At 73.7% G+C, this 14882-nt stretch carries 12 protein-coding genes; 2 read left to right on the forward strand and 10 right to left on the reverse strand.

What is annotated here, in order from left to right; all coding sequences use genetic code 11:
• Positions 1 to 32: 32 nt before the first annotated feature.
• A complete protein-coding gene (locus tag OG982_RS14685) occupies positions 33 to 1001 on the forward strand; it encodes an alpha-ketoacid dehydrogenase subunit beta (RefSeq protein ID WP_266791948.1) in 969 nt (322 codons plus the stop codon).
• Positions 1001 to 2302, forward strand: a complete 1302-nt coding sequence (locus OG982_RS14690; RefSeq protein ID WP_266948672.1) for a dihydrolipoamide acetyltransferase family protein — start codon at positions 1001 to 1003, stop codon at positions 2300 to 2302. Before OG982_RS14685 ends, OG982_RS14690 begins: the two co-directional genes overlap by 1 nt.
• Before the next feature lie 75 nt (positions 2303 to 2377).
• Here the strand turns inward: OG982_RS14690 and OG982_RS14695 are convergent, their stop codons facing one another.
• From OG982_RS14695 to OG982_RS14740, 10 genes are all read right to left on the reverse strand, one after another.
• The gene (locus tag OG982_RS14695) at positions 2378 to 3355 is read right to left on the reverse strand and encodes an NAD(P)H-quinone oxidoreductase (protein ID WP_266786710.1); all 978 of its coding nucleotides are present in this window, start codon (positions 3353 to 3355) and stop codon (positions 2378 to 2380) included.
• Between the two features lie 28 nt (positions 3356 to 3383).
• Positions 3384 to 4484, reverse strand: a complete 1101-nt coding sequence (locus OG982_RS14700) for a TrkA family potassium uptake protein (protein ID WP_266786709.1) — start codon at positions 4482 to 4484, stop codon at positions 3384 to 3386.
• Positions 4472 to 5857 carry a molybdopterin molybdotransferase MoeA gene (locus OG982_RS14705; protein WP_266786708.1) on the reverse strand — a complete coding sequence of 462 codons (1386 nt, stop codon included), beginning with the start codon at positions 5855 to 5857 and terminating at the stop codon, positions 4472 to 4474. The genes OG982_RS14700 and OG982_RS14705 overlap by 13 nt, the downstream gene beginning before the upstream one ends.
• Complete coding sequence (locus tag OG982_RS14710; protein ID WP_266948673.1) at positions 5854 to 6723, reverse strand: NTP transferase domain-containing protein; 870 nt, start codon at positions 6721 to 6723, stop codon at positions 5854 to 5856. Before OG982_RS14710 ends, OG982_RS14705 begins: the two co-directional genes overlap by 4 nt.
• Positions 6724 to 7099: 376 nt before the next feature.
• Entirely contained in the window at positions 7100 to 7636 is a 537-nt protein-coding gene (locus tag OG982_RS14715; protein WP_266786706.1) for a bacterial proteasome activator family protein, read from the reverse strand.
• Positions 7637 to 7718: 82 nt separating this feature from the next.
• Complete coding sequence (locus OG982_RS14720) at positions 7719 to 10472, reverse strand: ABC transporter permease (RefSeq protein ID WP_266949919.1); 2754 nt, start codon at positions 10470 to 10472, stop codon at positions 7719 to 7721.
• Positions 10473 to 10573: 101 nt separating this feature from the next.
• A complete protein-coding gene (locus OG982_RS14725) occupies positions 10574 to 11305 on the reverse strand; it encodes an ABC transporter ATP-binding protein (protein WP_266786705.1) in 732 nt (243 codons plus the stop codon).
• 24 nt (positions 11306 to 11329) lie between these two features.
• Positions 11330 to 12028, reverse strand: coding sequence for a PadR family transcriptional regulator (locus OG982_RS14730; protein WP_266948674.1), 699 nt, complete (start codon positions 12026 to 12028; stop codon positions 11330 to 11332).
• Between the two features lie 117 nt (positions 12029 to 12145).
• Positions 12146 to 12766, reverse strand: a complete 621-nt coding sequence (locus tag OG982_RS14735; RefSeq protein WP_266786703.1) for a hypothetical protein — start codon at positions 12764 to 12766, stop codon at positions 12146 to 12148.
• Positions 12767 to 13009: 243 nt separating this feature from the next.
• A complete protein-coding gene (locus OG982_RS14740) occupies positions 13010 to 14668 on the reverse strand; it encodes a protein kinase (protein WP_266786702.1) in 1659 nt (552 codons plus the stop codon).
• Between the last annotated feature and the right edge of the window lie 214 nt (positions 14669 to 14882).

The raw sequence follows: 14882 nt of genomic DNA on the forward strand, positions 1-14882 counted from the left end.
TGGCACAGAAGCGGGTCGCCAAGCCGGCGACGATGGCGCAGGCGCTGGGCCGCGCGATGCGCGACGCGATGGCGGAGGACCCGACGGTCCACGTCATGGGCGAGGACGTCGGCGCCCTGGGCGGCGTCTTCCGGATCACGGACGGCCTCGCGAAGGAATTCGGCGAGGACCGCTGTACGGACACCCCGCTCGCGGAGGCTGGCATCCTCGGCGCCGCGGTCGGCATGGCCATGTACGGACTGCGGCCGGTCGTCGAGATGCAGTTCGACGCGTTCGCGTACCCGGCCTTCGAGCAGCTGATCTCGCACGTGGCGAAGATGCGCAACCGCACGCGCGGCGCGATGCCGCTGCCGATCACCATCCGGGTGCCGTACGGCGGCGGGATCGGCGGTGTGGAGCACCACAGCGACTCCTCCGAGGCGTACTACGTGGCCACCCCCGGGCTGCACGTGGTCACCCCGGCGACGGTGGAGGACGCGTACGGGCTGCTGCGCGAGTCGATCGCGAGCGACGACCCGGTGGTGTTCCTGGAACCGAAGCGGCTGTACTGGTCGAAGGCCGACTGGAACCCGGACAGCCCCGCGGCCGTGCCGGGCATCGGCAACGCGCTGGTCCGCAAGGCGGGCACGAGCGCGACGCTGATCACGTACGGGCCCTCGCTGCCGGTGTGCCTGGAGGCCGCCGAGGCGGCGCGCGAGGAGGGCTGGGACCTGGAGGTCGTGGACCTGCGCTCGCTGGTCCCGTTCGACGAGGACACGGTCGTGGCGTCCGTACGCCGCACCGGCCGGGCGGTCGTGGTCCACGAGGCGAACGGCTTCGGCGGACCGGGCGCGGAGCTCGTCGCCCGCATCCAGGAGAAGTGCTTCCACCACCTGGAGGCGCCGGTGCTGCGCGTGACGGGCTTCGATATCCCGTACCCGCCGCCGATGCTGGAGAAGCACCACCTGCCCGGTGTGGACCGGATCCTGGACACCGTGGCCCGCCTGCAGTGGGAGAACTGATGCCGCAGGTCATGGAATTCAAGCTGCCGGACCTCGGGGAAGGACTGACCGAGGCCGAGATCGTCCGCTGGCTGGTGGCGGTGGGCGATGTGGTCGAGGTGGACCAGCCGGTCGTCGAGGTCGAGACGGCCAAGGCGATGGTGGAGGTTCCGTGCCCCTACGGCGGTGTCGTCACCGCCCGTTTCGGGGAGGAGGGCACGGAACTTCCCGTCGGCTCCCCGCTGATCACCGTGGCGGTGGGAGCGGGCACGGAGGCGGTACAAGCCGACGCCGACGAGCCCTCGGGCTCGGGGAACGTGCTGGTCGGTTACGGTACGGACCACTCCCGGCCGACGCGCCGCAAGCGGGTCGCCCGGCCCGTGGCCGCGGCCGTGACGCCCGCGCCGGCGGCCGCTCCTGCTCCGGCTCCCGTACGGGTCTCCGGGCCGGTCCCGGTGATCTCGCCGCTGGTGCGCAAGCTGGCCCGGGACAACGGGCTGGACCTGCGCGCGCTGAACGGGTCGGGGCCCGAGGGGCTGATCCTGCGGGCGGACGTGGAGGCGGCGCTGCGGGCGCCGGCCGCGCCCGCTCCGGTCGCCACCCCGGCCGCCGCCCCCGTCGCCGCGCCGGAGGGTGCGGTGCGGATCCCGCTCAAGGGCCTTCGCGGGGCCGTGGCGGAGAAGCTGTCGCGCAGCCGGCGGGAGATCCCGGAGGCCACCTGCTGGGTCGACGCGGACGCCACGGAGCTGATGGCGGCCCGGGCGGCGATGAACGCCGCGGGCGGCCCCAAGATCTCCGTACTCGCGCTGCTCGCGCGGATCTGCACGGCCGCGCTCGCCCGCTACCCGGAGCTGAACTCCACGGTGGACCTGGCGGCGAACGAGATCGTCCGGCTCCCGTCGGTGCACCTGGGCTTCGCCGCGCAGACCGAGCGGGGCCTGGTGGTCCCGGTCGTCCGGGACGCCCAGTCACGCAACCCCGAGTCCCTGTCGGCGGAGTTCGGGCGGCTGACGGAGCTGGCCCGGACCGGCAAGCTGGCGCCGGCCGACCTGACCGGCGGCACCTTCACCCTGAACAACTACGGGGTGTTCGGGGTGGACGGCTCCACGCCGATCATCAACCACCCCGAGGCGGCCATGCTCGGCGTGGGCCGGATCGTCGACAAGCCGTGGGTCCACGAGGGTCAGCTGGCGGTCCGCAAGGTCGTCCAGCTGTCGCTGACCTTCGACCACCGGGTGTGTGACGGCGGCGCGGCGGGCGGCTTCCTGCGCTACGTCGCCGACTGCGTCGAATCCCCGGCGGTGCTGCTCCGCACCCTCTGACCGGACCCCGTCCCGCCGCTGGGCCCCCGACCGCCACGGACGGTACGGGGGCCCGGCGGTGCCCGGCCCGCCCGGTCAGACCTTCAGCAGCAGCTTGCCCACGTGGGCGCTGGATTCCATGACGCGGTGGGCCTCCGCGGCGTCGGCCATCGAGAACGTGGCGTGCACGACCGGGGCGACGCGGCCCGCCGAGACCAGCGGCCACACGTGTTCCCGTACCGAGGCCACGATGGCGGCCTTCTCCTCCAGCGGCCGCGCCCGCAGCGAGGTGGCGGTGACCGCCGCCCGCTTCGCCAGCAGCGCGCCCAGGTCGAGCTCGCCCTTCACCCCGCCCTGGAGGCCGATCACCGCCAGCCGGCCGTTCACGGCCAGCGCGTCCAGGTTCCGGCCCAGGTACTTCGCGCCCATGATGTCCAGGATCACGTCCGCCCCGGCCCCGTCCGTCGCGGCCCGAAGTTCCTCGACGAAGTCCTGCTCGCGGTAGTCGATCAGGATGTCCGCGCCCAGCTCCCGGCAGCGCGCCAGCTTCTCGGGGCCGCCCGCCGTGACCGCGACCGTCGCGCCGACCGCCTTGGCGAGCTGGATCGCCATGGTGCCGATGCCGCTGGAGCCGCCGTGCACCAGCAGGGTCTCGGCGGGGCGCAGGTGCGCGACCATGAACACGTTCGACCAGACGGTGCACGCCACCTCCGGCAGCGCGGCCGCCGTCACCAGGTCCACGCCGTCCGGCACCGGCAGCAGCTGGCCCGCCGGGACGGCCACCCGCTCCGCGTACCCGCCGCCGGCCAGCAGCGCGCAGACCTCGTCGCCGACCGCCCAGCCGGACACGCCGGGGCCGATCGCGACGATCCGGCCGGAGCACTCCAGCCCGGGATGGGGCGAGGCGCCCGGTGGCGGATCGTAGAACCCCCGCCGCTGAAGGATGTCGGCGCGGTTCACGGCGCTCGCCACGACCTCGACGAGCACCTCCCCCTCGCCCGCCACCGGATCGGGTGCCTCGGCCCAGACGAGGGCCTCGGGACCGCCGGGCTCTTCGATGGTGATCGCATGCATGGCCCGGAGGGTACGCCAACTCCGACCGCTATTCGGCCGATCCCAGCGTCACCGGCGGCGAGGTGGGCGGCTTCGCGCGGACGATCGTGATCAGCCGGTCCGTCGACTGGATGGGGCTCGCGTGCGGATCGTCGTACGCCAGCAGCCGGTGGCCGCGCAGCACGCTGACCACCAGGTCGCCGGTGTCCCGCACCGACTTGCCGACCTCGGCCTTCTTGACGGGCCGTTCGACCATGTCGAGGCCCGTGCCCTGATGGATGAGGTCCTCCATCACGGTGCCCGCGCTCGGGCTGAGCACCGACAGGCCCAGCAGCCGGCCGGCGGCGCTCGCGCTCGTGATGACCGCGTCGGCCCCGGACTGCTTGATCAGTGGCGCGTTCTCCTCCTCGCGGACCGCCGCGACGATCTTCGCCCCCCGGTTGAGCTGGCGCGCCGTCAGCGTGACGAGGACCGCCGTGTCGTCGCGCTGGGTGGCGATGATGATCTGACGGGCCTTCTGGAGCTCGGCGCGCAGCAGGACGTCGGAGCGGGTGGCATCGCCGACGACACCCGTGAAGCCCTCCGAGTTGGCGATGTCGATCACCTTGGCACTCGGGTCCACGATGACGACCTGCTCCCTCCGGAGCCCGGTGGCCAGCAGCGTCTGCAGGGCCGAGCGGCCCTTGGTGCCGAAGCCGACCACGACCGTGTGGTCACGCAAGTTCTTCCTCCAGCGGTTCAGCCGCCACTCTTCCCGGGTCCGCTCCGTGAGCACTTCCAGGGTGGTGCCGACCAGGATGATCAGGAACAGCACGCGCAGCGGCGTGATCAGCAGGATGTTGACCAGCCGCGCGCTGTCGCTGTACGGGACGATGTCGCCGTAGCCCGTCGTCGACAGGGTCACGGTGGCGTAGTAGACGCAGTCGAGGAAGTCCACCTGTTCGTTGGCGTTGTCGTGGTAGCCGTCGCGGTCCACCCATACGAGCAGCACCGTCAGGAACATCACGAACAGGGCCATCAGCAGACGCCGGGTCACCTGCCGCAGTGGCTTCTCCACCACGCGGGTGGGCAGTTTGATGCGCCGCGAGACGAGCTTCTCGTCCGCGCCCCGCGCCATCGCGTCCGAGCCCTCAAGTTTCACGTGAAACATCCCCCCGCTGCCCACGGCAGATCGAGCATCTCCAGGTCCTGTCCGGCCCGCGCTCCGTGCGGCGGTACGACGGCCAGCGCGTCGGCGGTGGCCACCCCGCGCAGCATCGCAGGGCCGTGGTAGCGCAGCGGCACCGCGTGCTCGTCGCTCAGCACGACCGGGACGAGCCGGGTGTCGTACGGGTGGCCGGGCACGTCGTCCCGCACGGGCGCGGTGTACCGGGGGCGCCGGGCGCGGCCGGCGAGGGCGCGCAGCAGCGGTTCGGCGAGGGTCAGCAGCCCGGAGACGGCGGCGAGCGGATTGCCGGGCAGGCCGACCAGGTGGCGGCCGTCGGCGCGGTCCCCGAGCCGGGCGAGCAGCATCGGGTGCCCGGGCCGGACGGCGACCCCGTCGACGAGCAGCTCGGCGCCGGCCCGCTCCAGCACGGGGTGGACGTGGTCGACGGGGCCGGAGGCGGTGCCGCCGGTGGTGATGACCACGTCGGCCTCGGAGGTGGTGACGGCCTTGAGCAGGGCCTCGGCTCCGGCGGGATCGTCGCCGAGCCGCCGGGTGGCGGTGACCTCTGTGCCGATGCGGGTGAGCCAGGGGCCGAGCATCGGGCTGAGGGCGTCGCGGATCAGGCCGTCGTGCGGGAGGCCCTCGGTGAGCAGCTCGTCACCGAGCACCAGGATCTCCACGCGGGGGCGGCGCCGGGTGGGCAGCTCGTCGTAGCCGGCGGCGGCGGCGAGGCCGAGCACGGCCGGGGTGACGAGGGAGCCGGCGGGCAGCAGCAGGTCGCCGGAGCGGCATTCCTGGCCGCGCGGGCGGATGTCCTGGCCGGTGCCGACGGGGCGCGTGGCGAACAGCTGGGAGCCGGCCTCGCGGCAGTGCTCGCTGCGGATCACGGCGGTGGTGTCGGAGGGGATCCGGGCGCCGGTGGCGATCCGTACCGCCTGGCCGTCGGCGAGGGGCGCGGGGCGCTCGCGGCCGGCGAGCACCCCGTCGCCGGGACGGACGGTCCAGGGGCCGGGGCCGGCGACGGCCCAGCCGTCCATGGCGGAGGTGTCGAAGGACGGCAGGTCGGTGAGGGCGTCGAGGGGAGCGGCCAGGACGTCGCCGAGGGCGTCGGCGAGGGGCACCCGGTGGGTGCGGGGGCGGACGCCGGAGCCGGCGTACGCGGCGATCTCCCGGGCGCGGGGCCAGGGGGAGGCGCGGTGGCCCTCGGGGGCGGCGGGTCCTGTGGGGCCCGCGGAGCCTGTGTGGGGCGCGGCGGTGCCGGGTCCGCCGGGGGCGCGGCTGACCAGGGCGAGGGCCTCGTCGAGGGCCTGCTCGGCGGAGGTCTTCGGCGGGGTCGGGGCCGTCGTGGGGTCGGCGCCGGCGTCGGTGGGGGTCATCCGGAGCCGCTCTCCTGGGCATCGGCCTCGGCCTCGGCGGCCCAGCGCAGCGCCAGGTCGGCGGCCTTGCGGGAGGCGTCGGCGACGGCCTGGGCGGGGTCGGCGCCGGTGGCCGCCGCCTGGGCGGCCGCGTAGCCGACCAGGAAGGTGGTCAGCGGGGCGGCGGGGCGGGCGACGCCGTGGGCGGCGTCACGGGCGAGGTCGAGGAGGGTCTTGGTGTCGACGGCGACGTCGATGCCCAGCTCGTTCTTGACTGCGGTCATCCATTCGTCCAGCACGTTCCCATGCTCCCTGATCCGGGCGCGGGCGGCGGCGAGATCCTCCCAGGTGTCGCAGTCGAAGGAGGCGAGGGGCGCGGTGGCCGTGATGCTGACCGGGGTCAGGTCCAGCTCGGCGGTGAGGGCGCGCAGGGGGAGGTTGGCCAGGGTGCCGTGTTCGGTGGCGAGGAGGGCGATCTCGCGGCGCAGGGGTTCCGCGCGGTAGGCGGCGACGAGGGGCTGGTCGTGGCCGGTGGGGTCGCGCAGGGTGGCGCCGTCCGCGGAGGGGGTGTTCAGGAGAGCCTGGACCGTCGCCCGGTCGAGGAAGGGGAGGTCGGCGGAGAGGACGAGGACCAGGGGGGCGGTGGTCGCGCGGAGGCCTGCGTCGAGGGCGGCGAGGGGGCCGCCGCCGGGCGGGGTCTCACGGGTCCAGTGGACCGGGCGGGCGGTGGGGCGGCGGCTGCCGACGACGACGGTGGTGCGGGCGTCGGGGCAGGTGGCGAGGACGCGGTCGAGGAGGGTGCGGGTGCCGACGGGGAGGGCGGGTTTGTCCGCGCCTCCGAGGCGGGTGGCTGCGCCGCCGGCCAGGACGATCGCGTCGTAGGTCATACCCCGAGTATGAGGCGGCCATGTCCCCTGCGGGGTTGCGGACTTACGAGCCGCTTACGTGGGATGGGTGGGCGCTGCGCGGGCTTCTCCCCGCCCCGCCCTTCCTCCGTTCCCGGGGCTCCGCCCTGACCCGGTCCTCAAGCGCCGGACGGGCTGGGTGGACCGGCGGGGCCGGAAGCTCCCCGGGGCTCCGCCCCTGCCCCGCGCCTCAAGCGTCGGCGGGGCCGGGTGGGGCGGGGCCGGGTGTGGCCGTGCGGCGCCTTTGCGTGGGCCGGCCCCGGGCCCCGGTACTCAAACGCCGGACGGGCTGGGTGGGGCGGCGGGGCCGGGTGTGGAGAGGCCCGGAGCGCTTGGGCGGTCCGGGCCTGGGGTGGGGTTAGAGGTACGGGCCCGAGCGGATGGCGCCGTGGGGGCCGTCTTCGTCGTCGGTGGGGGCGCCGGGCGGGAGGGCGCGGCGCATCTGTTCGAGTTGGGCCCGCGCCGCCATCTGCTGCGCGAACAGGGCCGTCTGGATGCCGTGGAAGAGCCCCTCCAGCCACCCCACCAACTGGGCCTGCGCGATGCGCAGTTCCGCCTCGGAGGGAATGGCTTCCTCCGTGAACGGGAGGGAAAGGCGTTCCAGTTCTTCGACCAACTCCGGTGCCAGGCCGTCCTCCAGCTCCTTCACCGACGCGGCGTGGATGTCCTTGAGCCGGACCCTGCTCGCCTCGTCGAGAGGAGCGGCACGTACCTCTTCCAGGAGTTGCTTGATCATGCTGCCGATCCGCATGACCTTGGCGGGCTGTTCGACCATCTCCGTCACCGGGACCTCGCGCGACTCGTCATCGGCGCCGCCGACCGCCATCCCGTCCTGTCCCACGATCAGGACGTGCGGGGGACTGTCCTGCGACCGTTCACTCCTCGGCATCTCCATGCCGCCATTCTCTCGCACACCTTCGCTCTCACACGGTGTGCCCCCGTACGGGCGTGATCCACCCTGTACGGGGGCCCGGGGATTACCCCGCCGCGCGCCGGGCCAGGGCGCCGCTGGACTTCGTGACCAGCGCGGCCAGCAGCGCCGCGCCCAGCGGGACCAGGATCAGCAGCGCGCCCAGGGTTTCCCACGGCACCGCGATCGGCACGTACGGCGCGAGCTCCGACTTCCCGACGTACCCCTGCGCGATCCCGGTCTCGTACAGGGAGGTCGATTCCCGCCGCTCGGTGAGCCGCAGGCCGACCGCCGGCAGGATTCCGGCCGCCGAGCCCAGGACGACGCCCATCAGGGCCACCACGCCGCACTGGAAGCCGCTCAGGGCCCGCCGCACCCGCGGGGGCGCTCCGACCGCCGCCAGGGTCTTCAGGTCGGCCTCGGCGTCCGCCTGGGCCAGCCCGGTGGCGATGCCGGCCGCGCCGATGGTGACCAGGCCCGCGAAGACGGTGAGGGCGAGCAGGACCAGCGAGTTGTCGCCCTGGTAGCCCTTCTCGACGGTGACGTCGGTCTCCACGCCCATCGCGTCGAGCGCCCCGTCCAGCTTCTGCCGCTGCTCGGAGGTGGCCTCGCCGTCGAGGGTGAAGTACGAGCCGAACGGCGCGGTGGTCAGCCCCGCCGCCTTGGCGGCGGCGGGCGGCAGCACCAGCCGCAGGCCGTAGCCGTCGCTCCCGGCGGGTGCCTGGTAGGCGGCTATGACCTTGTTCTCGCCGGGCGGGTCCTCCCCGCGCCCCGAGAAGACCGAGGCGGCCTTGGAGTCGGCGATCAGCCGGACGTTGACCTTGCCGTCCTTCACGATCCGCTTGTCGAAGGAGACGGCCTTGCCGGACTTCAGCGCGGCGGCCGCGCCCGGGTCGGTGACGGCGAGGACGGTCAGCAGCTTCTCGTCGGCGACGACCGTGTCCTCGGCGACGCCGTGCCGGCCCTCCTGGCACCGCCAGTCGTCGCGCAGGGCCCGCTGCTGCTCGGTGGTGAAGGCTGCCGGCCCGCTCCCCTCGAAGAGCGGGCAGCGCTGGTCCTTCGGGGTGATGATCTCGGCCCGGCCGCAGCCGGGCTCTTCCGACCAGGAGTCGCAGCCCGGCTTGCCGACGACGAGCCTGTCCACGTCGGCCCGTACGGCGAGCGGGAGTTCCCTGGCCAGCGCCTGCCGTACGGCGGGCACCTCCTTGTGGCCGGAGTTCTCGGTGACCTGGGCCATCCCGCTGCCGTACGGCAGGGAGGCGACGTACTCGTGCCGGCGCTGGAGGTCGCCGCTGTGCTGGAACACGGCGATCGCGACGGTCCCGGCGACGGCGGCCAGCACGGCGGCCACGGCGGGGGCCGTACGTCCCCGGTTGCGCACGGCGTCGCGCAGCGCGAGCCGCGGCGACAGCGGCAGCCACCGCCCGATCCGCCCGAACAGGCCGACCAGCACCGGGGTGAGGGCGACGATGCCGAGCTCGGCGAGGGCGCTGCCGCCCGCGACGACCACGGAGCCCATGTCGGAGACGCTGCCGAACAGGGCGATGGCGGTGCCCCCGCAGATGGCGACGACGCCCATGACGGGCAGCACCCGGTTGGCCCGGCGGACGCCGCGGCGGCCGGTGAGCGAGGCCAGGACGGTCTGCCGGGAGGCGGTGACCGCCGGGGCGACGGCGGCCAGCAGCCCGGTGAGGACGGCGAGCAGCCCGATCCCGAGGAGTTCCAGGGGGCGGACGTCGAAGCTGCCGAAGCGGCTGCCGATCCGGCCTTCCAGCACCGGCCGGAGCCCGAAGGTGAGGGCCACGCCGACGACGGTGCCGATGACGGCGGACGCGGCGCCGATGACCAGGCCGCCCGACAGGACGATGGCCCGGATGTGGCGCCGGTCGCCGCCGTTGGCGCCGACGAGCCCGAGCTGGCGGCGCGAGCGGCGGGCGCCCACCGCGAAGGCGGGTCCGGCCAGCAGGCAGATCTCCAGCATGGCCAGGCCCACCACGGTGGCCAGGACGGCCAGTTCGGTGGCCCGCATCGCGGCGCTGCCGCCCCACTGGTCCTTCGGCTGCTGCTTGTACAGCGGCACGTCGGAGTCGGCGGGCGGGTCGAGCATCACGGCGCGGGAGGTGACGAGGACGCCCTTGGCGTTGGTCTCCTTCACCATGTTCCACGTGAAACCATCACCGCCGACCGTCACCAGGTAGCTGTGCTGGGCCCGCAGCCCCGGGTTGCCGGCGGCGACGAGCATCTTCTCCAGCGGGTCGATCAGGCTGCCGGGCGGCGCGATGAGCTGCGCCCGCCCCAGGGCGTCGGGGAGTTCGTACGCGCCCACGATCTTGTACGAGGTCGTCGAGCCGCGCGGGGTCACCGCGGACCCGACGAAGTACCCGGAGTCCTCCAGGAAGGCCTGGGTGGCGATGACCTCGCCCGGCGCCTGCGGCAGTCGGCCGCGGTCCAGCGTCAGGATGCCCTTGACCATCGGGCTGCGCGTGTCCAGTTCGCGTAGCTCGGTGTCGAGCAGCCCGTGCGTGGTGCGGACCTTGGTTCTGCCCACGCTGTCCTTCACGGACCGGCTCCCCGCCGGGAGGGCGGTGCCCAGCCGGTTCGGATCGTCCGGCTCCTGGGAGGACTGGTACTTGTCGTACCCGCCGACCGGCGCGTAGTTCTCGCCGTCGGGCTGCTGGTAGACGGGGCCCGTGACGTGGGGGAGGGTCAGTTTGGCGTCGGCCGCGCCGAGGACCCGCTCCATCTTCTGCTCGGTGGAGAGTTCGGCGCTGCGCAGGGTGAGGTCGGCCGCGCTCACGCCGACGATCGGCAGGGCGATCATGGCGAGGACGAGGGCGCTGCGGCCCTTGGAGCGCCAGGCGTCGCGGCGGGCGATCCGGATCGCCGCGACCCAGGAGTGGTACCAGCCTTGGGGCGAGGAGGTCACAGGCCGGCCGCCTGCCCCGAGAGCAGCGAGTCGGCGTGGCTGCGCAGGGTCTCGTCGACGACGCTGCCGTCGCGCAGGAAGACGACCCGGTCGGCCCAGGCGGCGAACCGCGGCTCGTGCGTGACGAGGACGCCGGCGGCGCCCGCGTCGCAGCGGGAGCGCAGCAGCGCGAGGACGGATTCACCGGTCTCGGAGTCGAGGGCTCCGGTGGGTTCGTCGGCGAGCACCAGCCGGCGGTCGCCGACCAGGGCGCGGGCGATGGCCACGCGCTGCTGCTGGCCGCCGGACATCTCGTCGGGGAACCGGTCCGCGAGGTGGCCGAGGCCCATCTCCTCCAGGGCGGCGAGCGCGGACACCCGGGCCTTGCGGGCGGATATCCCGTCGAGTTCGCGGGGCAGGGCCACGTTCTCGGCGGCGGTGAGGGCCGGGATCAGGTTGTAGTCCTGGAAGACGTAGCCGATGCTGCGGCGGCGCAGCGCGGCCAGCTCCTTGCGGCTCGCGACGGTGATGTCGGTGCCTTCGACGATCACCCGGCCGCTGCTGGGGGTGTCGAGGCCCCCGGCGAGGGTGAGCAGCGTGGACTTGCCGGACCCGGAGGGGCCCATGACGGCGACGAGTTCGCCGGGGTGGACGGACAGGTCGATACCGCGCAGGGCGTGCACCTCGGTGGCTCCGCTGCCATGGGTGCGGACGAGCTTGTCCAACTGCAATACGGGCTGGTCGGGCATGAAGGGTCCCCCTGGGACGGTGGTTCAGCCCCGCCGCGTGCGGGCGGTGCGGGGCCGGTCGGTGGCGGTGGCCGCGGGAGCCGCGGCGGCGGTGGCCGGGGTGGCGGTGGCCGGGGTGGCGGTGGCCGGGGTGGCGGTCGTGGCCCGGGTCGGTTCGGCTTCGGCTCTCCGGTCGGCCGGCTGGGAGAGCCGGACGAGCCGGGACTCGCAGTGATCGAGCCAGCGGGCCTCGGCCTCGGTCTGGAAGATGAGCTGTTCCACGACGAGCAGCCAGGCCAGGTCGTCGCGTTCGCCGGACCGGCCGCTCTCGATCTCGGTGAGTGCCTGGGCCTTGAGCCGGGTGTAGTCCTGCATCGCCTTGATCGTGGCGTGCCGCTGGGACTGGATGACGGCGCGGATGTCCACGCCAGGGGCGCCCACGGCCATGGCGAGCTTGATCGACAGCTCGTCACGGGGCGGGTTGGTGCGGTCGACGGGGCGCTCGTACCACTGCCGCAGTTCGGCGCGTCCGGTGTCGGTGATGGCGTAGAGGGTGTGCCCGGCGTCGTCCTCGCCGCCGGGGGCGACGAGTCCGTCGCGCTCCAGGCGGGAGAGGGTGGTGTACACCTGCCCGACGTTGAGCGGCCAGGTGGAGCCGGTGCGGGATTCGAACTCGGTACGCAGCTGGGAGCCGTACCGAGGACCCCGTTCCAGCAGGGCGAGAAGGCCGTGGCGGATCGACATACTCAGTATGTATACCGGGTATGCAGGCCCCCGCAACCATCCTGCGGCGTACATCCACAGGGGGACGCGCGCTTCCCCCTCCGCCTCAAGAGCCCTTCCGAGGCCGCCCGTTCGCCCCTACGGCCCGCGCCGCAGCCGCATCCCCATGAAGCCGAGACCGAGCCCCATCAGGGCGAATCCGGTGCCGAGGGGCAGCATGTGGGCGGCCAGGTCGGCGGCCCGGTCGTTCGGCTCGGTGCCGAGGGCGGCGGCCGGCCGGGACGGCTCCTGCGACACGCCGGGCGGGGTCTGCGGCCGTGGCGGGTCCGGCGGGCTCGACGGCTTCGACACGCTGGGCGGGTTCGGCCGGCCCGGGGGGCTCGGCGCGACGGGCCGCGCGGCCGGCGGCTCGGCGGGTTCCTGGAGCGGCCGCAGCCGCAGCGGCCGGGAGGCCAGCAGGGTCTCGGGGTTGGCGGGCTCGGCCGCCGGCCGCCCGGGCCGCTCCCGACCGGCCCCGGCGAGAGTGCCGGCGAGTCCCCCGTGAGCCGTGTCCGGTACGTCGCCCAGGGGCCCGGCGTCGTCGGGCGCGGCCGCACGGCTCGCCGGGGCGAACGCCGCCGTGCCGAACGGGGTCAAGGGAGTCAGGGCGATCCGCCCGGGGGCGCCGGGTGCCACGGCGCAGGCGGTCGCGGGCGCGAGCACCGCGGCGGCCAGCACGGCCCCGGCCAGCCAGTGCGGCGCGCGCGGGCGTCGAGTCACGGGATGCCCCTCCCGTCCCTGAGGGCCTCCCCGGACTCGGGGTCCCGGTGGAGGCCGTGCTGTTTCGCTCAGGTTCACATGGTGGGGCAAAACCGGCATCCCGGGCGGCCCATCAGAGCGGCCCGCCCGTTCGGGAGTGTCGCGGCCGGGCGTGTCGCGGCCACGACGTCACGCCGTCGACGGCGCGGCCGCGACGTCACGACCAGGACGTCACGACCGGGACGTCACGACCGCGACCGGCTCCTACTCCGGGTTGCCGGTGGACACCGTCAGCGTGAACTCGGTGCCCTCCTTGTCGACCTTGTCCGACGGCGCCGGGTTCTGCTCCACGACGATGTCCTCGCCGTAGACGGCCTCGTCCTTCTCCACGACCTTGTACTTCCAGCCGGCGGCCTGGATGCAGGCCTTCACCGAGAGGATGTCCTTGTAGCGGAAGTCAGGCGCCGTGTACTTGGTGGCGTCGTTGTAGTACTTCGTCGGGTTCTTGCACTTCGTGTCCTCGATCGTGCGCGACCGGTCCGGCCCCTTGTGGCCGGCCTTCGCCGACGCGGACGCCGAGGAGGAGCTCGAGGGACCGGCCTCGGTGCCGCCCTTGTCGTCGCCGTTGTTCGCGATCGCCCAGATCAGGCCGCCGATGGCGATCAGGGCCACCGCGATCGCGCCCACGACCACCGGGGTGTTCCGCTTGTCGCCACCGCCGCCGGAGTTCCCGGCCGGGACCTGGGGCGCGGCCGGGGAGATCGTGTACGGCGGCGGGGTCTGCGCGACGAACTGCTGCTGGTGGTGCTGTGCGGCCGGCGGCGGCGTGTGCTGCTGCTGCGGGTAGGCGTATCCGCCCTGCGCGTGCTGCTGCTGCGGCGCGTACGGGGACGGCGCCGGGGTGTGCGGCGCCTGGTACGGCTGCTGGAGCGACTGCGGCGGCGCCTGGAAGCCGGAGTCCACCGGCGGGAACACGGCCGAGCTCACACCGGCGCCGCTGCTCACGGGACCGACACCCGGGACGATCATCGGAGCACCGGTCTGACCGGCGGACATGACCCGAGCGATCTCGTCCCGCATGGCCGCGGCCGTCGGGAAGCGCTCGTTCGGGTTCTTCTTCAGGGCCCGCGCCACCAGCGCGTCCATCGCCGGGCTCACCGACCGGTTGATGGAGGACGGGGCGACCGGCTCCTCCTGGACGTGCGCGTACGCGATGGCCAGCGGCGAGTCCGCCTCGAACGGCAGCCGCCCGGTCAGCAACTGGAACAGCATGATGCCGACCGAGTACAGGTCGGAGCGGGCGTCCACCGCGCGCCCCAGCGCCTGCTCGGGCGACAGGTACTGCGGGGTGCCGACGACCATGCCGGTCTGCGTCATCGAGGTGACGCCGGACTGCATCGCCCGGGCGATGCCGAAGTCCATCACCTTGACGACGCCGCGCTTCGTCATCATCACGTTGCCGGGCTTGATGTCGCGGTGGACCAGGCCCATCTCGTGGCTGGTCTCCAGCGCGGCCAGCACGTCGGCCGTCACCTTCAGGGCCTTGTCGGCCGGCATCGCCCCGTACTGGTTGACGTCCGCCTGCAGGACGGAGCCGAGCGGCTTGCCCTCGACGTACTCCATGACGATGTACGGCATGAGGGCGCCGTCGAGGTCGCCTTCGCCCGTATCGAATACCGAGACGATGTTCGTGTGCGACAGTTTCGCAACAGCCTGCGCCTCACGGCGGAAACGCTCGCGGAAGGAAGCTTCCCGGCCGAGCTCGCTGTGCAGGGTCTTGATGGCGACCTGTCGGTCCAGTGCGGAGTCGTACGCGAGGTAGACGGACGCCATGCCGCCCTCGCCGAGCAAATCCCTTAGCTGGTAACGGCCACCGGCCAGGGAGCCGCCTGCGTACCGGCCCTGAGTGCCGTCCTGGCTCATGACTGTTGCTTCCCCTCGGGGTGTGTCCCTACGCCTCTGGCTGAGCGCATGTCGCGCCCAGTCTGCCGGAGGGCAAGCACACGTCAAGCCAGGTACCCGTTCCGTGACCACAAGGCCACCGCGCGCCATTGTCCGAACGGTGAGCGGTTCGGAGGCTGTAGCGTTCACCGGAGAACCCCGAAAAGGCCCTTGATGGGGGCCCACCGCACGTGCG

It is taken from the genome of Streptomyces sp. NBC_01551 (assembly GCF_026339935.1).
Taxonomy (GTDB): domain Bacteria; phylum Actinomycetota; class Actinomycetes; order Streptomycetales; family Streptomycetaceae; genus Streptomyces.